Origin of the sequence: uncultured Roseovarius sp., from assembly GCF_963972555.1 — a bacterium.
Taxonomy (GTDB): Bacteria; Pseudomonadota; Alphaproteobacteria; order Rhodobacterales; family Rhodobacteraceae; genus Roseovarius; species Roseovarius mucosus.
In genome coordinates this window covers 25,847-49,745 of record NZ_CAXAUM010000002.1, presented here as the reverse complement: position 1 = coordinate 49,745, position 23,899 = coordinate 25,847, and the positions used below count along the sequence as shown (strand labels likewise).

The 23,899-nt window shown below is 59.3% G+C and carries 29 protein-coding genes and 1 pseudogene; 25 read left to right on the top strand and 5 right to left on the bottom strand.

Annotated elements, in window-relative coordinates:
• Nucleotides 1–22 precede the first annotated feature (22 nt).
• Genes AACZ65_RS02020 through AACZ65_RS01995 form a run of 6 tightly spaced genes read left to right on the top strand, consistent with a single transcriptional unit; the run spans nucleotide 23 to nucleotide 4,780 of the window.
• Nucleotides 23–739 (top strand): 2Fe-2S iron-sulfur cluster-binding protein, encoded by a 717-nt coding sequence (locus AACZ65_RS02020; protein WP_339668006.1) that lies wholly within the window; start codon nucleotides 23–25, stop codon nucleotides 737–739.
• Nucleotides 732–1,064: a succinate dehydrogenase gene (locus tag AACZ65_RS02015; RefSeq protein ID WP_339667676.1), complete on the top strand. Its 333-nt coding sequence runs from the start codon at nucleotides 732–734 to the stop codon at nucleotides 1,062–1,064. Before AACZ65_RS02020 ends, AACZ65_RS02015 begins: the two co-directional genes overlap by 8 nt.
• Nucleotides 1,061–1,402, top strand: a complete 342-nt coding sequence (sdhC, locus tag AACZ65_RS02010; RefSeq protein ID WP_339667675.1) for a succinate dehydrogenase, cytochrome b556 subunit — start codon at nucleotides 1,061–1,063, stop codon at nucleotides 1,400–1,402. Before AACZ65_RS02015 ends, sdhC begins: the two co-directional genes overlap by 4 nt.
• Nucleotides 1,402–3,156, top strand: coding sequence for an FAD-binding protein (locus tag AACZ65_RS02005; RefSeq protein ID WP_339667674.1), 1,755 nt, complete (start codon nucleotides 1,402–1,404; stop codon nucleotides 3,154–3,156). Before sdhC ends, AACZ65_RS02005 begins: the two co-directional genes overlap by 1 nt.
• Nucleotides 3,153–4,112 carry a fumarate hydratase gene (locus AACZ65_RS02000; RefSeq protein ID WP_339667673.1) on the top strand — a complete coding sequence of 320 codons (960 nt, stop codon included), beginning with the start codon at nucleotides 3,153–3,155 and terminating at the stop codon, nucleotides 4,110–4,112. Before AACZ65_RS02005 ends, AACZ65_RS02000 begins: the two co-directional genes overlap by 4 nt.
• Complete coding sequence (locus tag AACZ65_RS01995; protein ID WP_339667672.1) at nucleotides 4,109–4,780, top strand: fumarate hydratase C-terminal domain-containing protein; 672 nt, start codon at nucleotides 4,109–4,111, stop codon at nucleotides 4,778–4,780. The genes AACZ65_RS02000 and AACZ65_RS01995 overlap by 4 nt, the downstream gene beginning before the upstream one ends.
• On the opposite strand, the gene AACZ65_RS01990 is transcribed toward AACZ65_RS01995, so the two are convergent.
• Nucleotides 4,777–5,520: a sulfite exporter TauE/SafE family protein gene (locus AACZ65_RS01990; RefSeq protein WP_339667671.1), complete on the bottom strand. Its 744-nt coding sequence runs from the start codon at nucleotides 5,518–5,520 to the stop codon at nucleotides 4,777–4,779. The two genes, AACZ65_RS01995 and AACZ65_RS01990, sit on opposite strands and share 4 nt — an antisense overlap.
• Entirely contained in the window at nucleotides 5,517–6,425 is a 909-nt protein-coding gene (locus AACZ65_RS01985; protein ID WP_339667670.1) for a LysR family transcriptional regulator, read from the bottom strand. The genes AACZ65_RS01990 and AACZ65_RS01985 overlap by 4 nt, the downstream gene beginning before the upstream one ends.
• A 145-nt stretch (nucleotides 6,426–6,570) precedes the next feature.
• Between AACZ65_RS01985 and AACZ65_RS01980 the strand changes: the two genes are divergently transcribed.
• The 8 genes and pseudogenes from AACZ65_RS01980 to AACZ65_RS01945 form a co-directional block, all read left to right on the top strand.
• On the top strand, nucleotides 6,571–7,548 hold the full coding sequence (locus AACZ65_RS01980; RefSeq protein ID WP_339667669.1) for a tripartite tricarboxylate transporter substrate binding protein: 978 nt from the start codon (nucleotides 6,571–6,573) through the stop codon (nucleotides 7,546–7,548).
• A gap of 76 nt (nucleotides 7,549–7,624) precedes the next feature.
• Complete coding sequence (locus AACZ65_RS01975; protein ID WP_339667668.1) at nucleotides 7,625–8,116, top strand: tripartite tricarboxylate transporter TctB family protein; 492 nt, start codon at nucleotides 7,625–7,627, stop codon at nucleotides 8,114–8,116.
• Nucleotides 8,113–9,603, top strand: coding sequence for a tripartite tricarboxylate transporter permease (locus AACZ65_RS01970; protein WP_339667667.1), 1,491 nt, complete (start codon nucleotides 8,113–8,115; stop codon nucleotides 9,601–9,603). Before AACZ65_RS01975 ends, AACZ65_RS01970 begins: the two co-directional genes overlap by 4 nt.
• A 168-nt stretch (nucleotides 9,604–9,771) precedes the next feature.
• Nucleotides 9,772–10,212 (top strand): YeeE/YedE family protein, encoded by a 441-nt coding sequence (locus AACZ65_RS01965; RefSeq protein WP_339667666.1) that lies wholly within the window; start codon nucleotides 9,772–9,774, stop codon nucleotides 10,210–10,212.
• Between the two features lie 3 nt (nucleotides 10,213–10,215).
• Nucleotides 10,216–10,650, top strand: coding sequence for a DUF6691 family protein (locus tag AACZ65_RS01960; RefSeq protein WP_037276243.1), 435 nt, complete (start codon nucleotides 10,216–10,218; stop codon nucleotides 10,648–10,650).
• Nucleotides 10,647–11,531: an MBL fold metallo-hydrolase gene (locus tag AACZ65_RS01955; protein ID WP_339667665.1), complete on the top strand. Its 885-nt coding sequence runs from the start codon at nucleotides 10,647–10,649 to the stop codon at nucleotides 11,529–11,531. Before AACZ65_RS01960 ends, AACZ65_RS01955 begins: the two co-directional genes overlap by 4 nt.
• A 32-nt stretch (nucleotides 11,532–11,563) precedes the next feature.
• Complete coding sequence (locus AACZ65_RS01950) at nucleotides 11,564–11,743, top strand: SulP family inorganic anion transporter (RefSeq protein ID WP_339667664.1); 180 nt, start codon at nucleotides 11,564–11,566, stop codon at nucleotides 11,741–11,743.
• A pseudogene (locus AACZ65_RS01945) lies at nucleotides 11,713–12,266 on the top strand (sodium-independent anion transporter); the annotation flags it as partial. The gene AACZ65_RS01950 and the pseudogene AACZ65_RS01945, both read left to right, overlap by 31 nt.
• Here AACZ65_RS01945 and AACZ65_RS01940 read toward each other — a convergent pair.
• Genes AACZ65_RS01940 through AACZ65_RS01930 form a run of 3 tightly spaced genes read right to left on the bottom strand, consistent with a single transcriptional unit; the run spans nucleotide 12,242 to nucleotide 14,046 of the window.
• A complete protein-coding gene (locus AACZ65_RS01940) occupies nucleotides 12,242–13,288 on the bottom strand; it encodes a YeeE/YedE family protein (protein ID WP_339667663.1) in 1,047 nt (348 codons plus the stop codon). The pseudogene AACZ65_RS01945 and the gene AACZ65_RS01940 overlap by 25 nt on opposite strands.
• A gap of 42 nt (nucleotides 13,289–13,330) precedes the next feature.
• Nucleotides 13,331–13,645, bottom strand: coding sequence for a metalloregulator ArsR/SmtB family transcription factor (locus AACZ65_RS01935; protein ID WP_339667662.1), 315 nt, complete (start codon nucleotides 13,643–13,645; stop codon nucleotides 13,331–13,333).
• A 32-nt stretch (nucleotides 13,646–13,677) separates the two neighbouring features.
• Entirely contained in the window at nucleotides 13,678–14,046 is a 369-nt protein-coding gene (locus AACZ65_RS01930; RefSeq protein WP_339667661.1) for a hypothetical protein, read from the bottom strand.
• Nucleotides 14,047–14,125: 79 nt separating this feature from the next.
• On the opposite strand from AACZ65_RS01930, the gene AACZ65_RS01925 reads away from it, so the two are divergent.
• From AACZ65_RS01925 to AACZ65_RS01875, 11 genes are all read left to right on the top strand, one after another.
• Entirely contained in the window at nucleotides 14,126–14,863 is a 738-nt protein-coding gene (locus AACZ65_RS01925; RefSeq protein WP_339667660.1) for a cytochrome c biogenesis protein CcdA, read from the top strand.
• A gap of 15 nt (nucleotides 14,864–14,878) precedes the next feature.
• Entirely contained in the window at nucleotides 14,879–15,457 is a 579-nt protein-coding gene (locus AACZ65_RS01920; RefSeq protein WP_339667659.1) for a thioredoxin family protein, read from the top strand.
• Between the two features lie 107 nt (nucleotides 15,458–15,564).
• Complete coding sequence (gene soxX, locus AACZ65_RS01915; protein ID WP_339667658.1) at nucleotides 15,565–16,035, top strand: sulfur oxidation c-type cytochrome SoxX; 471 nt, start codon at nucleotides 15,565–15,567, stop codon at nucleotides 16,033–16,035.
• Nucleotides 16,036–16,074: 39 nt separating this feature from the next.
• On the top strand, nucleotides 16,075–16,491 hold the full coding sequence (soxY, locus tag AACZ65_RS01910; RefSeq protein ID WP_297543961.1) for a thiosulfate oxidation carrier protein SoxY: 417 nt from the start codon (nucleotides 16,075–16,077) through the stop codon (nucleotides 16,489–16,491).
• Nucleotides 16,492–16,513: 22 nt separating this feature from the next.
• Complete coding sequence (gene soxZ, locus AACZ65_RS01905) at nucleotides 16,514–16,843, top strand: thiosulfate oxidation carrier complex protein SoxZ (protein ID WP_339667657.1); 330 nt, start codon at nucleotides 16,514–16,516, stop codon at nucleotides 16,841–16,843.
• A 27-nt stretch (nucleotides 16,844–16,870) separates the two neighbouring features.
• Entirely contained in the window at nucleotides 16,871–17,728 is an 858-nt protein-coding gene (gene soxA, locus AACZ65_RS01900) for a sulfur oxidation c-type cytochrome SoxA (RefSeq protein ID WP_339667656.1), read from the top strand.
• A gap of 99 nt (nucleotides 17,729–17,827) precedes the next feature.
• Nucleotides 17,828–19,525, top strand: coding sequence for a thiosulfohydrolase SoxB (soxB, locus tag AACZ65_RS01895; protein WP_339667655.1), 1,698 nt, complete (start codon nucleotides 17,828–17,830; stop codon nucleotides 19,523–19,525).
• A gap of 26 nt (nucleotides 19,526–19,551) precedes the next feature.
• Nucleotides 19,552–20,835 (top strand): sulfite dehydrogenase, encoded by a 1,284-nt coding sequence (gene soxC, locus AACZ65_RS01890; RefSeq protein WP_339667654.1) that lies wholly within the window; start codon nucleotides 19,552–19,554, stop codon nucleotides 20,833–20,835.
• Nucleotides 20,819–21,886: a c-type cytochrome gene (locus AACZ65_RS01885; RefSeq protein WP_339667653.1), complete on the top strand. Its 1,068-nt coding sequence runs from the start codon at nucleotides 20,819–20,821 to the stop codon at nucleotides 21,884–21,886. The genes soxC and AACZ65_RS01885 overlap by 17 nt, the downstream gene beginning before the upstream one ends.
• Before the next feature lie 9 nt (nucleotides 21,887–21,895).
• Nucleotides 21,896–22,600 carry a c-type cytochrome gene (locus AACZ65_RS01880; RefSeq protein WP_339667652.1) on the top strand — a complete coding sequence of 235 codons (705 nt, stop codon included), beginning with the start codon at nucleotides 21,896–21,898 and terminating at the stop codon, nucleotides 22,598–22,600.
• 28 nt (nucleotides 22,601–22,628) lie between these two features.
• Nucleotides 22,629–23,897, top strand: a complete 1,269-nt coding sequence (locus AACZ65_RS01875; protein WP_339667651.1) for an NAD(P)/FAD-dependent oxidoreductase — start codon at nucleotides 22,629–22,631, stop codon at nucleotides 23,895–23,897.
• Nucleotides 23,898–23,899: the final 2 nt, after the last annotated feature.

The window sequence follows — 23,899 nt, the reverse complement described above, 5'->3', positions numbered from 1 at the left end:
TTCCGTGACCCGATCGTCCGAGATGTTGCACGTCACCGTTCAGCGCGGCACGGCACAAGATCCCCGCAAACAGCGGTTCGACGTTCCCGCGCGGGAAAATCAGACGGTGCTTGATGTGGTTAGCTGGATTCAGCAAGAGGTGGATCCGACGCTCAGCTATCGCTTTGCCTGCCGCGTGGGCATGTGCGGCTCTTGCGCCATGATGGTCAACGGCGTGCCGCGCTGGACCTGCCGCACCCATGTCAGCCGAGTTGCCGAGAGCGGACAGCTGGACATCGCGCCCTTGCGCAACCTGCCGGTGATCAAGGATCTGGCAACCGACATGGACCCGTTCTTTGACAAATGGGTCGCCGCCGAAGGGCGGCACCACCCGACGCGCGGTCGCCTGGAAGAGTTTGACCCGATCAAGCCGGACGACCCCAACCGGGATGAGGCCAATCTTGGCATCGAATGTATCAATTGCGGCATCTGCTATGCTGCCTGCGATACGGTGGCGGGCAATCCTGATTACCTTGGCCCTGCTGCCTTGCAGCGCGCTTGGACCCTGCTCAACGACAGCCGCGATGCCGACCTGGCCGGTATTCTGGCGGCAGTTTCCGGCAAGGGGGGCTGTCACAATTGTCACTCGATGGGCAGTTGCGCGCAATATTGCCCAAACGGATTGAATCCGATGCGCGCGATTGCGGGCCTGAAGCGCGAAACGGTCAAGGCGGCCCTTCGGTGGAAACGCGATGCTTGATCTGCGGCTCTACATGGCACAGCGCCTTAGCGCGCTGGTGATGGGTCCCTTGGTGCTAGGGCATATCGCGGTGATGATCTACGCCATTCAGGGCGGGCTCAGCACGGCGGAAATTCTTGGCCGCACCCAAGGTAGTCTACTTTGGTTTTTCTTCTACGGCACCTTTGTGGTGGCAGTGTCTGTCCATGCCGCCATCGGACTGCGGGTGATCGCGCATGAGTGGCTTCGCTTGCGCGGCGTCGCTCTTGTCGTGCTGACATGGGGCATCTTTGGTGCGCTTCTCGCCCTTGGCCTCAGCGCTGTTTTCGCGGTGACGCTGCCATGAAACAGCCGGCCCGTTCGCACCCACTCTGGTTTGCCTTTGTGCTACACCGTGTCTCTGGCCTGGCGCTTGCGTTGTTTCTTCCTGCGCATTTCTGGCTTCTGTCACAGGCGATTTCCGCGCCTGCCCGGCTTGATGGATTTCTCGCCTTCGCCGAAAACCCTTTGGTAAAGATTGCTGAGTTCGGCCTCGTGTTTCTGCTCGCCGTCCATATGTTCGGTGGCCTGCGTCTGATGGCGCTCGAATTCCTGCCATGGTCCGACCGTCAAAAGACATTGGCGGCTGGGGCGGTCGGCGTAGCGCTCTTCCTGTCCGGCACGTTTTTCCTGAGGGCGATCTGATGACCCATATCGACCGGCATGATACCGACATCCTGATTATCGGCACCGGTGGCGCAGGTCTTTTCGCAGCGCTTCATGCGCAGCAATCCGCACCGGCTGGCACGCGGATTACCATTGCCGTCAAGGGCCTCATCGGGAAATGCGGCTGCACGCGCATGGTGCAGGGTGGCTATAACGTGGCGCTGGGCGGGGGCGATAGCGTCGAGCGGCATTTCATGGACACCATAAAGGGCGGCAAATGGTTGCCCAATCAGGATATGGCGTGGAAACTCTGTGAACAGGCGGTGGTGCGTATCCATGAGCTAGAGAATGAAATCGGGTGCTTCTTCGACCGCAACGCCGATGGCACGCTGCATCAAAAGGCGTTTGCCGGGCAGACCGCCGACCGCACGGTCCACAAGGGCGACCTGACCGGGATAGAAATCATCAGCCGTTTGATGGAGCAGGTTCTGGCGCGGCCGGTCGAGAAGTTGCAGGAACACCGCGCGATTGGCCTCATCCCCACGCGCGACGGTAGCGCGCTCGCGGGCGTGCTCTTTATCGACATGCGCACAGGCGGTTTTCGTCTGGTTCGGGCAAAGACGGTGCTGATGGCCACCGGTGGCGGGCCGACCATGTACAAGTACAACACCCCCTCGGGTGACAAGACGATGGATGGTCTTGCCATGGCGCTGCGGGCGGGGCTGGAGCTGCGCGACATGGAGATGGTGCAGTTCCATCCCACCGGCCTCTTGGCGGGGGACCATACGCGCATGACCGGAACGGTGCTGGAAGAGGGGCTGCGCGGCGCGGGGGGTCAGCTTCTCAACGGCGCGGAAAACCGCTTCATGTTCGACTATGACCCCAAGGGCGAGCGTGCGACGCGCGACGTGGTCAGCCGCGCCATCTATGCCGAGATGCGCAAGAACAATACGTCTGCGAATGGGGGCGTCTTTATCTCCATGGCGCATCTTGGCCCCGAGAATGTGCGCGCCAAGTTCCCCGGCATGGTCAAACGCTGCGCCGATAGCGGCTTCGATCTGGCGGGCGGGTTGGTCGAGGTGGTGCCGACCGCGCATTATTTCATGGGCGGTGTGGTGGTTGATCCCGACACCCGCACCGCTATGGAAGGGCTCTATGTGGCGGGCGAGGATGCCGGCGGCGCGCATGGCTCGAACCGTTTGGGCGGTAATGGTGTGGCTAATTCCACCGTCTATGGTGGTGTTGCGGGCGACGTGATGGGCGCTGATATTCGCACTATGGGGGCGCTGCGCGATCCCTGCCCCGAGGTGTTGCAGGCCGAGATTGACCGCGCCCTGCATCCCCTCACGCGGCAACCCGCGCCGGTCCATCCCCTGCGCGCCGCCCTGCAAGAGGCGATGTGGGACGATGTCGGCGTCATGCGCACCGGTACGGGCATGGAGCGTGGTTTGACCCGCGTGGCCGAGATTTCCGATGCGCTGATGGATGTCGGCGTCGCAGGCGATAATCTCGCCTTCAACCTCACTTGGCACGACTGGCTCAACCTGCGTTCACTCTGCGACGTATCCAAGGCGATTACGCTTGCGGGCCTTGCGCGCGAAAACTCACGCGGCGCACATTATCGCGAGGATTTCCCCGACGAGGGCGATCTCGATGCGTCCTATTTTACCGTGATCACGCAGACGGGCGGCGATCTGACCGTGCGCCGCGACCCGGTGCAATTCACCATCATTCGCCCCGGCGAGACAATCCTGCCCGAGAATGAGCCCGAAACACTGGTGGCCGCGCAATGATCTCGATCGACCTTATTCAGAAAACCGCCGAGCGCCTGATGGACAAGGCGGCCATCGAAATCCCCGAGGATTACCTGACTGGCCTTCAGGCCGCGGCCGAAACCGAGGATGGCGATCTCTCGTCCTTCGTCCTGCAAGCCATGCTGGAGAATTACAAGGCCGCCAAAGAGGACCGCCGCGCGATGTGTGGCGATACGGGCTGTCCGCGCTGGTATGTGAAAATGGGCAACGAGGCCCGGATCGAAGGCGGGCCGGTCGCGCTTGAATCCGCGCTGCGCCGCGCCACCGCCAAGGCCACCTATGACGTGCCCCTGCGCCCCAACCGCGTGCATCCGCTCTGGCGGACGGATCACAACAACAACGTGGGCATCGGCGCACCCGAAATCGAATACGGGTTCGAGCCGGAGGGCGATTGGATCGACCTCATCACCGTCCACAAGGGCGGCCTCTTTGGCACCGATTACAGGATGCTGTTTCCCTCTGACGGCATCGAGGGGATCAAGCGCTTTTACCTCGATAGCCTCGTGGCCTTTGGCAAACGCGGGTTGGCCTGTCAGCCGGCAATCATCGGCATCGGGCTGGGTGGGTCCAAGGATACCTGCATGGTGCTGGGCAAGCGCGCGGCCTGCTTGCGCGTCGTGGGCAGTGAGAACCCGGACCCGAAGATCGCCGCATTGGAGCGCGAGTTCAAGGAACTGGGCAATTCCATCGGCATGGGCGCTATGGGATTTGTCGGCAAGAACATGGTGATCAACTGCAATATCGAGGTGGGCTATTGCCATACCGGGGGTATGCAGATGTCGGTGCATGCCTTTTGCCTGTCGTCCCGCCGGGCGGTGGCGCGCCTCTATCCTGATGGGCGCGTCGCATACCGCACCGATCCCGATTGGTTCACCCCCTATCAGCGCCGCGAAACCGTCGACTGGCAGGGCGGCGCACAGGAGGCGGCAGAATGACGAAACCCCGCGAAATCCGCCTGAGCACCACGCCGACGCCAGGGGCGCTCTCTGAATTGCGTCTTGGCGACATCGTCTATCTCGACGGATTGCTCTATACGGCGCGCGAAGGTGTCTATATGCGCGCGCTAGAGGAAAAGGCGAACATCCCGCTGGAGTTGCCCAGTCAGAGCGCTGCGAATTTCCATTGCTCACCCGCCGCTGCCATTCGCCCCGATGGGTCGTTCAACATGGGGGCCGTCACGGCCACCGCCTCGTTCCGCTTTGCCAAATGGCTGCCGGAATGGATGGCCAAGACCGGTGCAAAGCTTATCATCGGCAAGGGCGGTATGTCGTCGAAGGATTACAAATCCTATTTCGTGCCCAATGGTGCGATTTATCTCTCGACCGTAGGTTACGGCACTGGTGCATTGTTGGGGCGTGGTATCGAAAAGGTCGAGGCCGTGCATTGGCAAGAGGAACTGGGTCTGGCGCAGGCGATGTGGGTCATTCGCTGCAACAAGATGGGGCCGTTCATCGTGGCATCTGACCTTGAGGGCAATTGCCTGTTCGAGCGCGAGAACGCCAAGATTGCCGAGAATCTGGCGCGGGTATATGAAGGCACCCGCCCCGCGACGCTCAAACGCTACGGCGAGACGGATGACCGTTCGGACGAAGTCATCGGCTAGAGCACTGCGCGTAGCATCAAAACCAGTCCTGAAACAAAGGTCATCAAGATCAGCAATCGGCGAAAGGCCATATCGCTCAGGCGTTTGAACACCGTAATCCCGATTTGCGCCGCCAAGAGCGCGGCTGGAATGGCCATCGCGAGATAGATCAAGGTTTCATGGGTATAGGCCCCCTTGAGCGCGAGCAGCATCGTCGTGACCGCCAGAACCACCACATTGAACGGTTGCAAGACCGCGCGTGTTTCCTGCTTGGGCCAGGGACGCAGCGTGCACCACATCATCGGCAACGCGCCAGAGAGCGAGGCGGCACCGCCCAGAATACCCCCCAGGAACCCGACCAGCATATCCCAGAACGGCGTCGCGCGCTCGAACCGTGGCAGGCGTGCGCGCAGGGTGAAATAGCCACCGTAAAGCAACAGCATTGACGCCACCACGATCTTGAGCGTGCTGGCTTCAATCACGCTGAGGATCATCACCCCAATGGGAATCCCCGCTAATCCGGGCAGCAAAAACCGCGCCAGCCGCCGCGTGTTCTGCCTGATTGCGGCGCGCACAATCCAAAGGCCTTGCAGCCCGGTGATGACCGAGAGCACGACTAGCATTGCTACCGCCTGAAAGGGCGGCAGCACGACGAGAAAGAAGCCAAGGGCGAACAGCGCCGTGCCAAACCCGGCCAGCCCGTTGATGAATCCGCCCGCCATCGCTCCGGCAATGACATAGGGTATGACCTCGGCGCTCATCCCGCCGGCCCGCCCGTGGATGGGGTGAAAACGCCGATCTCGACGGCACCCATCAGGGCCTTGTGGATTTCCTGGATGATGCGGATGCGTGGGTTGTCTCGCCGATAGGCCAGCGTCAATTGCCGCACGGGTGCGCCATCAGGCAGCGGCACACGGCGCAACGGAAGCGGCTGTACACCCCGCACACATCGCGCAGGCACGATGGACACACCTAGCCCCGCAAGCACCATGCTCGAAATCGCCTCTAGCCCCTGAAGTTCCATCGTGACCGACACGGGAATCCCGTGCTCGCGCAGCCAACCGTCGATCAGCCCCCCGACAACAGCATCGCGGCTGAACCGGATGAAGGGATGTCGGACCAAAAGTTCGCGCACATCGTCGCCCTCTGTCTCTTGTGGGGCGAGCAGTTCCATAGGTTCTTGTGCGATGTCGGCATGGTCGATTTCGGGGGGCAATGGCCCTTGGCGTGACAGCACCGCCGCATCAAGCGCGCCCCGCTCGACCTCGGCAATCAGCGCGGTGGTCATTCCCGGCACGATACGCACATGCAGGTCTGGATAGCTTTCCTTGAGTAGTCGAACCGACAGAGGTGTCAGCCCCGTCAGTGTCATCGGCACCGCCCCGAGAGAGATCTCGCCACGAAACCCCTCGTCCCCCAGGACCGATGGCACGATGGCGTCGTAGGCGCGAACGATGTCGCGCGCCCGCGCGACCAAGGCGCGTCCTGTCGGCGTCAGCTCTGGAGACCTGCGTGAACGGTCAAAGAGCACAACGCCCCATTCGTCCTCCAGGCTGCGCATCTGTTGGCTTACGGCGGCATGGGTGACAAATACTGCCTCGGCGGCGGCGCTAAAGGTCTTGTGATCATCCACCGCAATCAGGGTGCGCAAGCGCCGGATTGACATGCCCCGTCTCTTTCGTAAGTTTAATTAATGCATCCTGTAACGGAATATTGCTTATATTAAGTCTGTCTTAAAGTTACACCTAAAGACGACGGCGTTGCAATCCGCGAACAGGCCAGCCGCCGATACCACAGAGGAGGAGGAAAACATGAAGCTGAGACAGTTGGGCGCGGTTTGCGCCATGGGGCTTGGCCTTACGGCGACTGCCGCATTGGCCGAATATCCCGAACGCCCCATCAACATGGTCATTCCCTATGGCGCAGGCGGCGCGACCGATATTTCGGCCCGCACAATCGCAGAGCCGCTGGGCACCGTGGTCGGCAAGCCTTTGGTCATGTCGAACATCACCGGGGCAGGGGGCGCCACAGGATCGGTCGCGGTGCAAAATGCCAAGGCGGACGGTTATACTATGCTCTTCGCGCGTGTCGGCTCGCATACCGTCAACCCGGCGATGAAGGCGACGCTGCCCTATACGCTTGACGATTTCCGCTTTGTCACGGTTTATGAGATCAACCCCGTTGCCTGCGCGGTGCGCCCAGATTCCGGTATTGAGACGATCGAGGATTTGGTCGCACTGACAGAATCCGAAGGCACCAGCTTCAGTTCCTCCGGTGTCGGCTCGATGCTGCATCTCGCGGCGGTAATGGTGCTGGATGAGTTCGGCGTCGAGAACCCGCTCGACAAGGCGATCCATATCCCGCAAGGCGGCGGTGGCGAGGCGGCAACCGCCGTTCTCAACGGAACCGTGACGTTCATCTGCACCAACACATCAGCACTTGCCAATTTCGTGGCCAATGGTCAGTTGAAGCCGATCCTCGTAACCACCGCCGAACCTGTGCCGGGCTTTGATGCGCCGACCGCCGTCGACCTGGGCAAACCTGATCTGACGCAATTGGTCGGCTGGACCGGGATCGCCGGGCCGGATGATCTGCCTGACGATGTAGCCGCAAAATGGGGTGAATGGATGGCTGCGGCTGCGGGAGACGAAAAATTCATTGCACAGATGAGCGCACTTGGGTCGGTCATCAATGTCATGAGCCCCGAGGAGGCCAATGCCTTCATTCAGACGCAATATGAAACCTTCCGCGCGCTGGTCGATAAACTCGGCATGCGCATCGAAGGCTGAAGGCACTCGCGAACGTCGGTCGGGCACCGCGATGCCCGGCCGCTCAAGGCCTGCAATCTGATCGGGGAGGATCAGGGTGAACAAACGCGCAATTCAGGTGCAACTGGGCATCGGCGCCTGTGTGGCCTGTGTTTTTTTGATCCTATATGCAATTCCCTATTGGATCTCTGCCCCAAGCAATATCCGGAACATCGTGTTGTCGCCCCGCTTCTGGCCCTATGCAATCGCCGGTTTGACGGGGTTGGTCGGACTCGGAATGTTGTTTGCGAACCGCAAGGCGAATGCGGATGACGCGCCTGTCAATGACCCGATCCAAGACCCGCGGGCGGGATTGATCCGGCTGGCAGGCATGGCGGTATTGATGACCGTCACCTTCTGGCTCTTGCCCCGCATCGGCATGGTCTGGACCACGATGCTGGCCTTTGCGTCGCTCGCTTTTCTGGTCAAGACGCGTCATCCCAAGACCGCGTTGATCTGTGCCGTGACTGTTCCCCTGCTGCTCTATGCCTTCTTTGCTCATGTTGCGGGCGTCGCCATTCCGCAGGGTGAATTTGTGAGGCTGCCATGAGCGTGATTGACAGCATCATGGCCGGTCTTGCGCTGGTTGGAAACGTCGAGGCGATTGTGTCCTTGGCGATAGGTATCGTGATCGGTGTGATCGGTGGGGCAATTCCCGGGATTTCGGCGACAATGGCGGTGGCTCTGACACTGCCCTTTACCTTTCCTATGCAGCCGATCAACGGAATCCTCTTGCTTTTGGGGGTCTACAAGGGCGGCATATTTGGCGGCTCGATCCCGGCCATCTTGATCAAGACACCGGGCACGCCCGCCTCGTCGGCCACAGTCTTAGACGGGCATCCTATGGCGGCGCGTGGCGAGGCGGGGCGCGCGCTGGGCATGGCGCTCTGGGCGTCTTGCACGGCGGATCTGATCTCGAATCTCGCGCTGATCCTTTTCGCGGGCTGGCTTGCCTCTTTCGCGCTCAGCTTTGGGCCGCCGGAATTTTTTGCGCTTATTCTGTTCTCGCTCACGATCATCGCGGGCGTGTCGGGCGAAAGCCTCCTGCGCGGCGCTCTCGCGGCGCTTTTGGGGCTGCTCTTGGCAACCATTGGCCTTGATCTTGTCTATGGCACCAATCGCTTCACCTTTGGCGATCCCAACCTGATGGGAGGTCTGAATTTCATCGCCGTTCTGATCGGACTCTTTGCCATCCCCGAGGTCATAAACATGGTTTGGAATCCCACCGGTCATATCGGCAAGGTGCAGGCCCTGGGCGGTAAATGGGTCACGTTCGCCGAATATAAGCGCTGCTTCCGTTCCATCGTGCGTGGCAGTTTCATCGGTGTCTTTCTGGGCGCGATCCCTGGTATCGGCGCGGCCCCCGCGGCCTTTCTGAGCTACTCCGAGGCCCGCCGCAAATCCCCCAACAAGGCCAATTTCGGCAAGGGTGAGATCGAGGGCGTCGCCGCCTCGGAGGCGGGCAATAACGGCGTGGCGGGTGCCACTCTGATCCCGCTTTTGGCCTTGGGCGTGCCCGGCGATGTGATCACCGCCATCATCATCGGGGCCTTTATGGTGCATGGATTACAACCGGGACCGATGATGTTCGTGATGAACGTCGATATCATATACGGCCTCTTCATCGGCCTCATCTTTTCCTCTGGCTTGCTCTTGATCGTGGGGGGCTTGGCAATTCGCGGTTTCAAGCCCGTGGCTGACATCCCGAAGCGTATCCTGATGCCGATTGTCCTCGTGCTGTGCATCTACGGCGTCTTTGCGGTCAACAACAACATCTTTGACGTTGGCGTTATGTTCGTGATGGGTTGGGTGGGGTTCGTCATGTCCCGCTATCATATTCCCGCCGCCCCCTTCCTGATCGCCTTCATTCTGGGGCCCCTGCTCGAGGATAATTTCCGTAAATCCATGCTGATGTCTGGCGGATCGCCCGATGTGCTGTTGCGGGGGCCAATCACATGGTTCTTCTGGACCTTGACGCTGATTGCGGTCGTTGCGATTGCGCGAGGCACGCTTGACAAGGCGCGAGACAAGGGCTGAACTCGCCTAGCATTTGACAATCTTTCTTGGTTTTTCTGCGTGATAAGATTTTCGTGACAGGCCCTCCTGGGGCTATGAAAGCACGGGTTCCCTTCATATATTCAGAAATGAAGATATAATCGTTGGGTGCGCCTGACGAGGTTTTGCCATGGCGAGAGAGGAAGAAGAATGACCGGAGCCGAAACTGAATTTACCCCGCTTATGTCATTCGCGGGCGGTGTGCTGATCGGCTTGTCAGCCGTGTTGCTGATGTTTCTCCAAGGTCGGATCATGGGGGCCACCGGCATTTTGTCAGGGTTGATTACAGGCGGTGTGCCGGGCGACAAGAGCTGGCGTGCGGCGATGGTCGTGGGCATGATTGCCGGACCGCTTGTGGTTCTGGCGCTGACCGGACAAATGCCAGAGGTCGAGGTGCCGATCAGCCTGCCAATGATCGTGATCGGCGGGTTCATCGTGGGGATCGGCGTGACTTTTGGGTCTGGCTGTACCTCGGGGCACGGGGTTTGCGGGCTTGCGCGGCTCTCGCCCCGGTCCTTTGTGGCCACGCTGACCTTTATGGTGGTGGCTATTTTCACAGTTTATGTCATTCGTCACGTGATCGGAGTCTGAGCCATGCGCATTCTTTCTGCCCTGCTTGTCGGCCTTGTCTTTGGCGTGGGGATTGCCATCTCTGGCATGATCAACCCAGCCAAAGTACTCAATTTCTTTGATATTGCCGGGACATGGGATCCGAGCCTGATTTTTGTCATGGGCGGTGCGCTGCTGACCACGTTTATCGGCTATCGCCTTGTTCTCAAACGCCCCGGCCCGATTGTCGAGGCGGAATTCAAGCTGCCGACCAACACAGTGATCGACGCTCGCCTGATCGGGGGATCGGCGGTCTTTGGCCTAGGTTGGGGCATCGCCGGATTTTGCCCCGGCGCGGCGGTCCCGGCCCTTGGCTCTGGCAGATACGAGGTTTTGGCCTTTGTCGCAGCACTCTTGGCCGGGCTTTGGGTGGCCAAGATGATCCAGACGAAACAGGCAGACAGAAGGGTCACGGCATGATGGACTATCCTGTGAACATGGGCGTGACGCCCGAAGTCAAGGCGTTCTTTGACGAGGCCACGAATACCATCAGCTACGTGGTCAAGGACCCCGGCTCCTCCGCCTGTGCTGTGGTTGACAGCGTAATGGATATCGACATGGCGGCGGGGCGGATCACCTATGATCATGCTGATGCTATGATCGCCTATATTGAGGATCACGGCCTTAGCCTCGATTGGATCATCGAGACTCATGTCCACGCCGACCATCTCTCGGCGGCACCCTATATTCAGCAGAAGCTGGGCGGCAAAATCGGGATTGGTGAGAAAATCCTTGTCGTGCAGGAAACCTTTGGCAAGATTTTCAACGAAGGCACTGAATTTCAGCGTGACGGTAGCCAGTTCGATGCGCTGTTCAAGGATGGCGACACCTACAAGGTCGGGCAAATGACCTGCTTTGCCATGCACACGCCCGGACATACGCCCGCCTGCATGGTGCATGTGATGGGCGATGCGGCCTTTGTCGGCGATACGCTCTTCATGCCGGATGGCGGTTCGGCGCGCGCGGATTTTCCCGGCGGTGATGCCGGCGAACTCTATGACAGCATCCAGAAGGTGCTATCCCTGCCTGACGATATGCGTCTCTTCATGTGCCACGATTATGGCCCCAATGGCCGCGACATTCAGTGGGAGACCAGCGTGAGGGCGGAGAAAGCGCATAATATCCATGTCGGCGGCGGCAAAACTCGCGAGGAATTTGTGAAGTTCCGCACAGAGCGTGACGCGCAGCTTGCCATGCCGCGGCTGATCTTGCCCTCCTTGCAGGTCAACATGCGGGCGGGCGAAGTACCCCGTGACAGCGACGGCAATCCGATGTTGAAATTGCCGGTCAACCGGCTCTGAACAAACGCCCAGACAAGCAGGGAGAGGCCGAAATGAACCCTAGCCAAGTCGGTCGCTTCCTGCCCATTCTGTACTGGGGCCGCCATTATTCGCGGCACATGCTGACCGATGACGCTTTGGCAGCGGTGATCCTGACGATCATGCTGATTCCGCAATCTTTGGCCTATGCGCTTCTTGCTGGTTTGCCGCCGTGGCTGGCGCCATTCTGCTGAGGCTCGGTTTCGGAGTTGAAACCGGAGTTTCTGTCGGTGTGATCCTCTCTATCGGTCTGCACCTCTATCGTAGTTTCCGGCCTCATATTGCCGAAGTGGGCCTTGTTCCCGGCACCCAGCATTTCCGCAATATCCTGCGCCATCTGGTCCTGATCAATCCAGCGGTCGTGACCTTTCACCCCGATCAAAGCCTCTATTTTGCCAATACCCGTTTTGTCGAGGATCACGTTTTTGCGCGCGTGCATTCCGGGGGCCGGTGAGCGATGCGGTTCTCATGTGTTCCGCCATCAATGAAATTGACCTGAGCGCGGTCGAAACACTGGAACAGATCAATAAACGGCTCAAGGAGATGGGCATCCGCCTGCATCTGTCAGAGGTCAAAGAGCCAGTGATGGACCGGCTGTGCCGCGCGCATTTCCTGAGCGATCTCACAGGCCAGATATTTCATGCGCAATACGACGCCTTTACGGTCCTCAGCCCCGATGCAGCGGCGGACGATCAGGCAAAGCCGGTGATAAGCTGACGCAATCCAATCGCCGCACCTACAAAGATTGCGGCAAAGGTAACAGGCGCGCTGAAAGACAGAACGGAAAAGGCGGAAATCCCCTGACCGACGGTGCAACCAAAGGCCAGCACCGCGCCGAAGCCCATGCAGACCGCGCCCAACATCTGCCGCCGCAATTCCCGCGGATCCTCGCAGGCTTCCCACCGGAAATGGCCTTTGATCAGGCTGCCGCAAAATGCACCGGCCAACACACCAAAAACGGATGCCACGCCAAAGCTGAGGCCGCCACCGCTTGCCGTCATCAAAAAGATAATGGTTTCCCCGAGAGGCGCAGAGAAAGTATGCGTCTGCACCGGCTGCGGAATAAAGCCATGCGTGGCCACCCAGGAAGTGCCGAACCAACCAGACGTGACCGCAAGTCCAACCATCGCCCCCCAAAAGACCGCACGGCGGTTCCGCAGAAAGTTGCGCGAGGCAAGCGCCGCAAAACAGATCAGCGCTGAAATTGCCGCTCCCACCCAGACCATCGGTAATCCGGTGAGCGCTCCAAGAACCTGCGCATAGGACTGGTTTTCGAACGCGGGGCTTGTTGCCTCTGTCGCGAGGATACGCAATCTCGCAAAGGGGCCCGACATCATCACATAGGCCGATATTCCCATCACAAGAACGATCACGAACGCTCTTAGATCGCCGCCGCCAAATCGGGCAAGCGCGCCAAATCCACAATTTCCGGCAAGCGACATGCCGTAGCCAAAGAGCAGGCCGCCCGAAACACTGGCCAGCGGTGACCATGGCGTGATCCAATAGGCATTGGCTGAAATATCGAAAAGGTCGAGCCCGGCCAGCCCAAAAGCGGTGATCCCGGCCACCCCAATGGCCAGCCCCCACATCCGCAGCCGCGTATCGCTCTGCTGATAAAGAAGATCCTCGATCGCGCCCAGAGTGCAGAACCGTCCCACGCGTGCCGCCAGCCCAAGGACCATGCCGCCGACAAAACCAAAGAACAGGATGATCATGGGTTCAGGGATGCCGCCGGGCATGATGCTCCTCCGTTTGACGCTGGCAAGGTCGCGATGCGTGGATCACGGTTGCTTGCAAAACAGATCGTAGACAACTTCGAGCATCTGTATCGCGCGGCGGTCTGTCAAACGGTAATAGATAGCTTTGCCTTCACGTCGTGGTGTAACCAGACCTTCCAGGCGCAAGCGTGAGAGTTGTTGTGACACGGCCGCCTGTCGCGCCGAGAGCAGATCCTCAAGCTCGGTCACGCTCTTTTCCCCGGTTGCGAGATGACACAGGATCATCAAACGCCCTTCATGGCTGATCGCCTTAAGGAACTCTGCCGCCGTATGCGCCAGATCAAGCATCGCATCGACGCTCTCGTCAGACACGTCCATTTGTGGAGGAGGCGAGCGGCGCAACATCGGGATCACGGTGCCTTGGTGGCATCGGGGTGCGCATCCAAAAGCTGTGTCAGAAGAAACCAGAAGAACTCGTCGCCCGCATAGCCTTCGATCCGCCCCAGTTCCTCACCACCCTCGACCAGAACAAAGGTTGGAGTAAACACCGGACGGCTGGCAAAGGATATGTCGCCGGGCAGTTCACCAATCTGAACCCGGCGCAACGGCGCGCGCGCGCCCTCAGCGGTCTTTGGATACGCCGGGCCAATCTCGACATTCCATTGCTCGCACCAATGGCAGCCGTGCCGCTCGACCATGATCAATTCTGCCGCCATGGGCGGAGCTATTAGGCCGAATGTCACGAAAAAGCTGACAAGGGAGGCGGCAAGTATACGCATCGGTCTTCCGATTGACGGATAGAATAAAACATATGATAGTTTGAATATGTATGCGGATCAACCCGTCTGAGGATGCCCGATGTTCGATGTCTCACTGCTTAGCGCCTTTGTCGGGGGATTGATCGTCTTTTTCTCGCCCTGCGTGCTGCCAATCGTGCCCTTTTACCTCAGCTACATGGCTGGGGCGTCGATGTCCGAGATCAGCGCGGAGGGTCGTCTTGCTCCGGGTGTGCGCCGTCGCGCCTTTGCCGCGTCTGTCATGTTTTCTGCGGGAATCATCACGGTCTTTGTATTGCTAGGCGCCGCAGCTTTTGGCCTAAGCCAGGCGTTCCGGGGATTTCAGACAGAGTTTCGCATGTTTGCCGCATTTGTTGTCCTGATCCTCGGACTGCATTTTCTGGGCGTGCTGCGCATCGGCTTTCTCAACCGAGTGTTCCAGATGGATGCCGGTGACACCAGGAATATGTCAGTTCTCGGAGCCTATGTGGTGGGGTTTGCGTTTGCAGCCGGCTGGACGCCCTGTGTGGGCGGCGTGCTGACGGCGGTGGTCTTTACTGCCAGCACCGAGGCTACGGCGATGAAAGGGCTGGTGCTCCTCTTGGTTTTTGGCCTCGCTATGACCACGCCCTTCATGATGGCCTCACTCTTTATCGGGCCGTTCCTGCGCTTTGCCTCGAAATTCCGCCGCCACCTACCCAAGGTCGAAAAAGCGATGGGGCTGCTCTTGATCGTCTTTGCTGCGCTCATTGCCACCGACAGCGTCAATTACATCGCCCAATGGATGCTGGAGACATTTCCAGCCTTTCAAAACATCTGATCAAGGAGAAGCGTTATGACAAGAATGTTGACCCTGCTGGCTGCTGCTCTGTTCGCGCTGCCAGTCGCTGCAGTGGAACTGGGCGATGACGGCCTGCACAAGACGGATTGGATGCGCGACACCTTCAAGGACCTGCGTGAGGATCTGGCTGATGCAAATGCCGAGGGCAAGCGTCTGATGGTGATCATCGAACAGCGCGGGTGCATCTATTGCACCAAGATGCATGAAGAGGTGTTTCCCCGTCCCGAAATTGCCGATTTCATCCGTGATAATTTCTTTGTCGTGCAGCTCAATTTGCACGGCGATTTGGAGGTTGTCGATTTCGACGGTGAATCACTGTCGGAGAAACAGGCCGCGCGCAAATGGGGGCTGCTCTTTACGCCGTCGATTCTGTTTCTGCCCGAAGAGGTGGCAGAGGATCAGACAGCCGCACAGGCAGCGGTGGCGATGATGCCCGGTGCCTTTGGCCCCGGCACCACGTTGGACCTGCTCACTTGGGTGCAGGAGAAACGGTACTTGCTTGATACCGAAGAGGATTTCCAACGCTATCACGCACGCCGCATCGCCGAACGCGAAGCGGCAAAATCGCAGTGAGCATGCGCGTGAGAATACATTAAATTCAAGAATACGAATTTATTGTTGTGTGATCGCGAATTTGTGTTCTATGATATACAAAAATCTGAATGTGTTAGGGAGGACGCATGAAACGATCAATTCTCACGGTGTCGCTGATCTGCGCGACAATGAGCGCGTCAGCGGCTGAAGTCGCACCGACAAATGTGAAATTTACCGATGGCGCGATTGCAGAATCCCTGACGGGTGTTGCAGGCGACCCCGTCGCCGGGCGCGAAGTGCTCGGAAGTCGCTCGCTTGGTAACTGCGTGGCCTGCCACCAAGTTACCGACTTGAGCGACGTTCCGTTTCATGGCGAGATCGGTCCAATGCTGGATGGCGCGGGCTCTCGATGGAGCGAAGCTGAACTGCGTGGCATCGTCGCCAATGCCAAGATGATGTTCCCGGATTCACTGATGCCCTCTTTTTACCGGACAGATGGGTATACGCGGCCGGGGAATGCGTTCACGGGAGAGGCGGCAGACAGCACCTTTGGCCCCCTGCTGACCGCGCAGCAAGTTGAAGATGTGGTCGCCTATCTGGCGACCCTCAAAGAGTGAGCGCGCCCAAAGCGTGACCAAGATCAGGAGTTTGACAAAATGACACTGACACGACGCAATGTGATGATCATGGGGGCAGGGGCCTTTGTCGCCTTTGGCCTTCCCATGCGCGCCACCGCCGCAGGCGAAGACCGTATCGCCGAATTCACCGGCGGTGCCGCCATGGCCGATAGCGGGATCACACTGACCGCCCCCGAAATCGCCGAAAACGGAAACACAGTGCCAATCGAGGTCGCGGCCCCTGGTGCTGTCGAAATCCTCGTGCTGGCCATGGGCAACCCGACGCCCGGTGTTGCCACCTTCAAATTCGGCGCCTTGGCAGCATCGCAAACCGCCTCGACCCGCATCCGCCTGGCAGGCACGCAGGACGTGGTGGCAATCGCCAAGATGAGCGACGGCTCCTTCGCCAAGGCATCGAGCAACGTCAAGGTTACAATCGGCGGCTGCGGCGGCTGAGGCTTAGGTAGGAGAAACGAGAATGGCACAAGACGTAACACCCCGCGTCAAGGTCCCGAAATCCGCAGCCGCAGGCGAAGCGGTCACGATCAAGACCCTGATCAGCCACCCGATGGAATCCGGTCAGCGCAAGGATAAGGAAGGCAACATCATCCCGCGCTCGATCATCAATCGGTTCACCTGTGAATTCAACGGTCAGAGCATCGTCGACGTGACCATGGAACCCGCGATCTCGACCAACCCTTACATCGAATTTGCCGCCACAGTGCCCGAAGCAGGTGAATTTAAGTTCACTTGGTACGATGACGACGGCTCGGTCTACAAAGACACCAAGCCGATCGCGCTGAAATAAGGGTCAATCGTCAAGGGAGGGACGAGAATGAAAAGAACAGGACGCATTACCGGTCTGATTGGCGCAGCCGCGCTTTTGGCGGGTGCGGCATTTGCCGGACCTGTGGATGACACGCTCGTCGTCAACGAAGAGATCGAGATCATCACGCGCACCGCAGCGCCGGCACATTTGTCGGATGCGTTGGACGAAGTTTTGTCCGGCTGGCATTTCCGAAACGATGACACGCGCTCGATGCAGGCCGATGATTTCGACAATCCCGGCATGATATTTGTCGAGAATGCAATGACCGCATGGGAAACCGCAGAGGGCGCCGAAGGCAAGTCTTGCGCAAGCTGCCATGGTGATGCGGCCGAGAGCATGAAGGGCGTCCGGGCCGTCTATCCCAAGTGGAATGAGGCCGCCGGCGAAGTGCGCACGCTTGAAATGCAGGTCAACGCCTGCCGAACAGAGCGGATGGGTGCTGAAAAGTGGAAATATGGCGGCGATGACATGGTCAACATGACCGCGCTGTTGGCTTCGGTATCGCGCGGCATGCCTATCAACGTTGCGATTGATGGTCCTGTTCAGGCCACTTGGGAAATGGGTAAGGAAATCTATTATACCCGGTATGGTCAGCTTGAGCTGTCCTGCGCCAACTGCCACGAACAGAATTACGGCAACATGATCCGTGCGGATCATCTAAGCCAAGGGCAGATCAACGGTTTCCCGACCTACCGCCTCAAAAACACCAAGCTGAACGGGGCGCATAACCGTTTTAAAGGGTGCATTCGCGATACGCGTGCGGAAACCTTTGCCGAAGGCAGCCCCGAGTTTATCGCCTTGGAGCTTTATGTTGCCTCGCGCGGAAATGGTCTGTCGGTCGAAGGTCCCTCGGTCAGAAACTAATCGGGACACCCCGCCAGACTGCGTGTCGGCGGGGTTTTCCATATCCAAAAACATTCAAAAATCCGCATGTGATAGGTGCGGGAGTTGGAAAGGTCCATCATGATCTCGCGGCGTGATTTTCTTCAGACGAGCATGGCTGCTTCTGCCATTCTTGGGGCATCTTCCTTTGGTAACTGGGCGAAACTGGCGGCGCAGCAGGCGTTGACTCAGGAACAACTTTTGCAATTCGACACCTTTGGCAATGTCAGCTTGATCCACGTCACCGACATCCACGCTCAACTCAAACCGATCTATTTCCGCGAGCCGTCGATCAATATCGGCGTGGGCGAAAACAAGGGGGCCGTGCCGCATGTTACCGGCGCGGATTTCCGTAAGCTCTACGGCATCGACGATGGCAGCCCCACGCATTACGCCCTGTCGGCTGGCGATTTCAGCGCGCTTGCGCAAGCTTATGGCAAGGTCGGCGGCCTCGACCGGATGGCGACGGTCATCAACGCCATTCGAGCAGATCGCCCCGATGCAATCCTGCTGGATGGCGGCGATACCTGGCATGGCTCCTACACCTGCTACCACACCGCTGGCCAGGACATGGTCAATGTGATGAACGCATTGAAACCCGACGCGATGACCTTTCACTGGGAATTCACATTAGGGTCCGCCCGTGTGCAGGAGATTGTCGAGAGCCTCCCCTTTGCGGCGCTCGGACAGAACATCTTTGATGCCGAATGGGACGAGCCGGTCGATATATTCCCGCCCTACAAGTTCTTCGAACGTGGCGGGGTCAAGATCGCCGTTATCGGTCAGGCCTTTCCCTATATGCCCATTGCCAATCCGGGCTGGATGTTCCCGGAATACAGCTTTGGCATCCGTGACGAAAACATGCAGACCATGGTCGACGAGGTGCGTGGGCAGGGGGCCGAGCTCGTTGTCTGCCTCAGCCACAATGGCTTTGACGTAGATAAAAAGATGGCCGGGCGCGTTACCGGCATCGACGTGATCCTGTCGGGGCATACGCATGACGCCCTGCCAGAGCCTGTGCTGGTGGGCGAGACAATCATTGTGGCCTCTGGCTCCAACGGTAAATTCGTGAGCCGCGTTGATCTCGATGTGCGCGATGGGCGGATGATGGGCTTCCGGCACAAGCTGATCCCGATCTTCTCCGACGTGATCGAGCCGGATAAAGAGGTTGCTGCCCTGATTGACGCGCAGCGTGCACCGTATATCGACCAGCTGACCGAAGTGATCGGCAAGACAGACAGCCTGCTTTATCGTCGTGGCAACTTCAACGGTACATGGGACGATCTGATCTGCGACGCGCTCTTGTCCGAGCGCGAAGCCGACATCGCCATGTCCCCGGGCGTCCGCTGGGGACCAAGCCTGATCCCCGGTCAGGACATCACCCGCGAGGATATCTTCAACGTCACCTCGATGACCTATGGCAAGGCCTATCGCTCTGAAATGACCGGTGAATTCATCAAGGTCATTCTCGAGGACGTGGCCGACAACATCTTCAACCCCGACCCTTATTATCAACAGGGTGGCGATATGGTCCGCATCGGCGGCATGGGCTATCGGATCGACATTAACCAGCCGCAGGGCAGCCGGATCAGCGACATGACCCTGCTCAAGACAGGCGAAGGGATTGATCCCGCGAAATCCTACGTGGTCGCTGGTTGGGCCTCGGTCAATGAAAACACTGAAGGCCCCGAAATCTGGGATGTGGTCGAGAGCCATATCCGCAAACTCGGCACGGTCAGTGTCACCCCCAACAACAGCGTCCAGGTAATTGGCGCGTAACGACTTGCTGAAAGGAGGCATTTGAGATGTTAGGGACATTCAAAGGCAAACCCACCTCCCGGCGCGCCTTTCTGCGCGGTGGCGTGGCGGCGGCGGCCGGGGCCGTTGCGGCTGGGGCCACGCACGCAGGAACCCCCGATCCGCTGATCACCGAGGTGCAGCCTTGGGCGAACGGTCTGGGCGACGGGGTGGATGCAACGCCCTATGGTCTGCCGATCGAGTATGAATCGGATGTCGTGCGGCGCAATGTGCCTTGGCTCACCGCGGATCCGATCAGCTCGATCAACTTTACGCCCATTCACGCGCTCGATGGCACCATCACGCCGCAGGGCTGCGCCTTCGAGCGGCACCATTCCGGCGCGATCGACCTCAAGAAAGAGGACTATCGCCTGATGATCAACGGCCTCGTCGATACGCCGCTGGTCTTTACCTACGAAGACCTGGAGCGTTTTCCGCGCGAGAACCATGTTTATTTCTGCGAATGTGCCGCCAACACCGGCATGGAATGGGCCGGCGCACAATTGAACGGCGCGCAGTTCACCCATGGCATGATCCATAACATGGAATACACCGGTGTCCCCCTGCGCACCCTGCTCGAAGAGGCGGGATTGGACGCAGCGGGCGATCTCAAGGATAAATGGGTCTATGTCGAGGGGGCCGATGCGTCTTCCAATGGCCGCTCGATCCCCATGGCCAAGGCGCTTGGCGATTGCCTTGTTGCGTTCAAGGCCAATGGCGAGGCGTTGCGCAAAGAGCATGGATATCCCGTGCGCCTTGTCGTGCCTGGTTGGGAAGGCAACATGTGGGTCAAGTGGTTGCGTCGCATCGAAGTGACCGATGCCGCCGTCGAGAGCCGCGAAGAAACCAGCAAATACACGGACACGCTGGAAGATGGCACAAGCCGTAAATGGACCTGGGTGATGGATGCCAAATCGGTCATCACCTCGCCCAGTCCGCAGTCGCCCATCAAACATGGCATGGGTCCGCTCGTGATTACAGGTCTGGCATGGTCCGGTCACGGCGCGATCACCCGCGTCGACGTGTCCAAGGATGGTGGCAAGACATGGGAAACCGCGCGTCTTGCCAAACCGGGAGAGGCCAAAGCGCTCACCCGTTTCTACCTCGATACCACTTGGAATGGCGAAGAGATGTTGCTTCAGAGCCGGGCTATGGACGAGACCGGATATATCCAACCCACCAAGGCGCAGCTGCGCGAGGTGCGCGGCCTGAACTCGGTCTATCACAACAACTGTATTCAGACATGGTGGGTGCGGCCCAACGGGGAGGCAGAAAATGTCGAAGTTTCTTAAGTTTACGCTGGTCACGGGATTTGCCCTCAGCGCCACGGCAACTGCCATCTGGGCCGGGGAATACGGCCTTGGGCGCCCTGCCCTGCCCGAGGAAATCGCGGCGTGGGACGTAAAGGTGATGCCCGACGGACGCGGCTTGCCCGAGGGCTCTGGCGATGTCTGGACTGGCGACGAGGTTTTTGGCGAACATTGCGCGGTCTGTCATGGCGATTTCGCCGAAGGCATCGGAAACTGGCCGAAACTGGCGGGCGGGGCCGACACGCTCGACCGGGACGATCCGCTCAAGACGGTTGGGTCCTACTGGCCGCATCTTTCGACCGTGTTTGACTATGTCAACCGATCCATGCCGTTCGGCAATGCGCAGAGCCTGACACCCGATGAGGTCTATGCCATCGTTGCCTATATCCTGTATTCCAACAATCTCGTGGATGACGATTTCGAGCTGAGCCATGAGAATTTCATGGATGTGGAATTGCCCAACGCGGGCGGCTTTATCGTCGATGATCGCGCCGTGACGGAATATGCCATCTGGCATGGCGAGCCCTGCATGGAAAATTGCAAGGAAAAGGTCGAGATCACGATGCATGCGACCGTCCTCGACGTGACACCCGATGAAGGGGGCGCTGCGGAAGAGGCAAGCGCGGCCGATCCCGTTCAAGTGGCCGAGGCCGCGCCGGAGCCAGCTGCCGAACCAGAGGTGGCCCCGGCCGCAGAGGTCGCAGCGATTGATCCGGCGCTGATCGCCGCTGGCGAAAAGGTATTCAAGAAATGCAGCGCCTGCCATCAGGTTGGGGAAGGGGCGACAAACCGTGTCGGGCCGGTCCTCAATGGGGTGATGGGGCGTGCCGCGGGCGCGGTCGAGGGGTTCAAATATTCCGACGCGCTTCAAACCATGGCGACGGACGGCCTGGTCTGGACCGACGAGACGCTGACCGCATTTCTCGCCAATCCGCGTGGATTCATGAAAGGTACCAAGATGAGCTTTGCAGGCCTCAAAAAGGATGAGGACCTCGCTGCAATTTCCGCTTATCTTTCGAGCTTTAGTCAGTAGACTTAGGCCATGATAGCGCGCCGCCTCTTGCCGATTGCCCTGACCGCGATACTGGCGGCAGGCGCTCTGCGCGCCGAATTGGCTGGTGATGCTGAGGCAGGCGCTGCGTTGTATGGACAGTGCAAAGGTTGCCATGAAATCGGGAAGGGGGCCGAAGACCGTATCGGCCCCCATCTCAATGGCCTCTTCGGGCGTCGCGCCGCATCGCATGAGGGCTTTGCCTACTCCGCCTCGATGCAGCGGGCCGGGGTTGATGGGTTGATCTGGGGTTTTGACACGCTTGACGCCTATATCGAGAATCCCCGCGCCCTTGTATCCAAAACGCGGATGAGTTTTCGGGGCATCAAGGATGCGCAAGACCGTGCGGATCTCATGGCCTATCTGCGTAGCTTTTCCGCTGACCCTGCGAATATCCCCGAAGCCGCGCCGACCGCACGCGGCACGGATCATTCTGTTGACCCTGCCATCCTGGCCATTCAGGGTGATCCCGAATATGGCGAATACCTCTCTAGCGAATGTGTCAGCTGCCATCAGGTCGATGGGTCGAGCGATGGGATTCCGTCCATTACCCGCTGGCCCCAAGAGGATTTTGTGGTCGCCATGCATGCATACAGAGACAAACTGCGCCCCCATCCGGTGATGCAGATGATGGCCGGACGCCTGTCGAACGAGGAGATCGCGGCATTGGCGGCCTATTTCAAGGACCTCGACTGACCTGAGGTCCATTCAGGGAGGACTGAACATGACATTGAACCGACGCAAGTTTATTGCCGTGGGCGCAGCCACGGTTGCAAGCCTGTCGGCGCCTGCCGTTCTGGCCGATGGCCATGGCAAACCCCGGGTCGTGGTGATCGGCGGCGGATCAGGCGGCGCCACCGCCGCCCGCTATATCGCCAAAGACAGCCAGGGTGCGATTGACGTCACCCTGGTCGAGCCGTCGCGCACCTACTTTACCTGCTACTTTTCCAACCTCTACATCGCGGGCTTTACCGATCTCGAGGATATATCACACACCTATGGCACGCTTGCGGCCAAGTACGGGATCAATGTCGTGCACGACTGGGCCGTCGATGTGGACCGCGACGCCAAGACCGTCAGCCTCGCAGGTGGTTCCGTGTTGCCCTATGACAAACTGATCCTCAGCCCCGGCATTGATTTTGTCGAGGGGGCCGTGCCTGGCTGGTCGGTCGCCGCGCAGAACAAGATGCCCCACGCCTACAAGGCCGGATCGCAGAGCGAACTTCTGAAGGCGCAGGTCATGGCCATGCCCAAGGGCGGGCGGTTCGCCATGGTTGCCCCGCCTAACCCATTTCGTTGTCCGCCGGGACCCTATGAGCGGATTTCGATGGTCGCGCATGTCCTCAAGCAGACCAACCCGACCGCCAAGATCCTGCTGGTCGACCCCAAGGAAAGTTTCTCTAAACAGGCTCTGTTCGAAGAAGGTTGGGAGCGCCATTACAGCGGCATGATCGAGCGGGTCGGTCCGGATTTCGGCGCGACCAATGTGCGCGTCGATCCCGAGGCAATGACCGTGGACATCGACGGATCGGTCGAAAAGGTCGACGTCTGTAACGTGATCCCGGCGCAGAAAGCCGGGCGTATCGCCGACATGGCAGGTGTCACTGATGGCAACTGGGCGCCGGTCAATGCGGCTGATATGTCATCCAAGGCTGACCCGGACGTGCATGTTCTGGGCGATGCGGCGCAACAGGGTGATATGCCCAAGTCAGGTTTCGCCGCCAATTCGCAGGCCAAGGTCTGCGCCATGGCGGTCCGCGGCGCGCTGACCGGTTCCAAGGTCTTTCCAGCGAAGTTCACCAACACCTGCTGGTCGCTCATCGCCGCAGACGACGGCGTCAAGGTGGGGGCCACCTACGAGGCTACGGCAGAAAAGATCGCCAAGGTTGATGGGTTCATCTCACAGACCGGCGAGGATGCCGCGACCCGCAAGGCGACATACGAGGAATCCGTGGGTTGGTATGCCGGTATCACGGCCGACATGTTCAACTGAAT

Coding starts and splice junctions, on each gene's coding strand:
- AACZ65_RS02015 (WP_339667676.1), top strand. CDS start 732: ATGCTTGATCTGCGGCTCTACATGGCACAGCGCCTTAGCGCGCTGGTG.
- AACZ65_RS01960 (WP_037276243.1), top strand. CDS start 10,216: ATGCGCATTCTTTCTGCCCTGCTTGTCGGCCTTGTCTTTGGCGTGGGG.
- AACZ65_RS01940 (WP_339667663.1), bottom strand. CDS start 13,288: ATGCCCGGCGGCATCCCTGAACCCATGATCATCCTGTTCTTTGGTTTT.
- AACZ65_RS01990 (WP_339667671.1), bottom strand. CDS start 5,520: ATGAGCGCCGAGGTCATACCCTATGTCATTGCCGGAGCGATGGCGGGC.
- soxC (WP_339667654.1), top strand. CDS start 19,552: ATGTTAGGGACATTCAAAGGCAAACCCACCTCCCGGCGCGCCTTTCTG.
- AACZ65_RS01875 (WP_339667651.1), top strand. CDS start 22,629: ATGACATTGAACCGACGCAAGTTTATTGCCGTGGGCGCAGCCACGGTT.
- AACZ65_RS01950 (WP_339667664.1), top strand. CDS start 11,564: ATGAACCCTAGCCAAGTCGGTCGCTTCCTGCCCATTCTGTACTGGGGC.
- AACZ65_RS01935 (WP_339667662.1), bottom strand. CDS start 13,645: ATGGACGTGTCTGACGAGAGCGTCGATGCGATGCTTGATCTGGCGCAT.
- AACZ65_RS01980 (WP_339667669.1), top strand. CDS start 6,571: ATGAAGCTGAGACAGTTGGGCGCGGTTTGCGCCATGGGGCTTGGCCTT.
- soxX (WP_339667658.1), top strand. CDS start 15,565: ATGAAACGATCAATTCTCACGGTGTCGCTGATCTGCGCGACAATGAGC.
- AACZ65_RS01920 (WP_339667659.1), top strand. CDS start 14,879: ATGACAAGAATGTTGACCCTGCTGGCTGCTGCTCTGTTCGCGCTGCCA.
- soxY (WP_297543961.1), top strand. CDS start 16,075: ATGACACTGACACGACGCAATGTGATGATCATGGGGGCAGGGGCCTTT.
- AACZ65_RS02020 (WP_339668006.1), top strand. CDS start 23: ATGTTGCACGTCACCGTTCAGCGCGGCACGGCACAAGATCCCCGCAAA.
- AACZ65_RS01885 (WP_339667653.1), top strand. CDS start 20,819: ATGTCGAAGTTTCTTAAGTTTACGCTGGTCACGGGATTTGCCCTCAGC.
- soxZ (WP_339667657.1), top strand. CDS start 16,514: ATGGCACAAGACGTAACACCCCGCGTCAAGGTCCCGAAATCCGCAGCC.
- AACZ65_RS01970 (WP_339667667.1), top strand. CDS start 8,113: ATGAGCGTGATTGACAGCATCATGGCCGGTCTTGCGCTGGTTGGAAAC.
- AACZ65_RS02005 (WP_339667674.1), top strand. CDS start 1,402: ATGACCCATATCGACCGGCATGATACCGACATCCTGATTATCGGCACC.
- AACZ65_RS02000 (WP_339667673.1), top strand. CDS start 3,153: ATGATCTCGATCGACCTTATTCAGAAAACCGCCGAGCGCCTGATGGAC.
- soxA (WP_339667656.1), top strand. CDS start 16,871: ATGAAAAGAACAGGACGCATTACCGGTCTGATTGGCGCAGCCGCGCTT.
- soxB (WP_339667655.1), top strand. CDS start 17,828: ATGATCTCGCGGCGTGATTTTCTTCAGACGAGCATGGCTGCTTCTGCC.
- sdhC (WP_339667675.1), top strand. CDS start 1,061: ATGAAACAGCCGGCCCGTTCGCACCCACTCTGGTTTGCCTTTGTGCTA.
- AACZ65_RS01965 (WP_339667666.1), top strand. CDS start 9,772: ATGACCGGAGCCGAAACTGAATTTACCCCGCTTATGTCATTCGCGGGC.
- AACZ65_RS01880 (WP_339667652.1), top strand. CDS start 21,896: ATGATAGCGCGCCGCCTCTTGCCGATTGCCCTGACCGCGATACTGGCG.
- AACZ65_RS01930 (WP_339667661.1), bottom strand. CDS start 14,046: ATGCGTATACTTGCCGCCTCCCTTGTCAGCTTTTTCGTGACATTCGGC.
- AACZ65_RS01925 (WP_339667660.1), top strand. CDS start 14,126: ATGTTCGATGTCTCACTGCTTAGCGCCTTTGTCGGGGGATTGATCGTC.
- AACZ65_RS01955 (WP_339667665.1), top strand. CDS start 10,647: ATGATGGACTATCCTGTGAACATGGGCGTGACGCCCGAAGTCAAGGCG.
- AACZ65_RS01985 (WP_339667670.1), bottom strand. CDS start 6,425: ATGTCAATCCGGCGCTTGCGCACCCTGATTGCGGTGGATGATCACAAG.
- AACZ65_RS01995 (WP_339667672.1), top strand. CDS start 4,109: ATGACGAAACCCCGCGAAATCCGCCTGAGCACCACGCCGACGCCAGGG.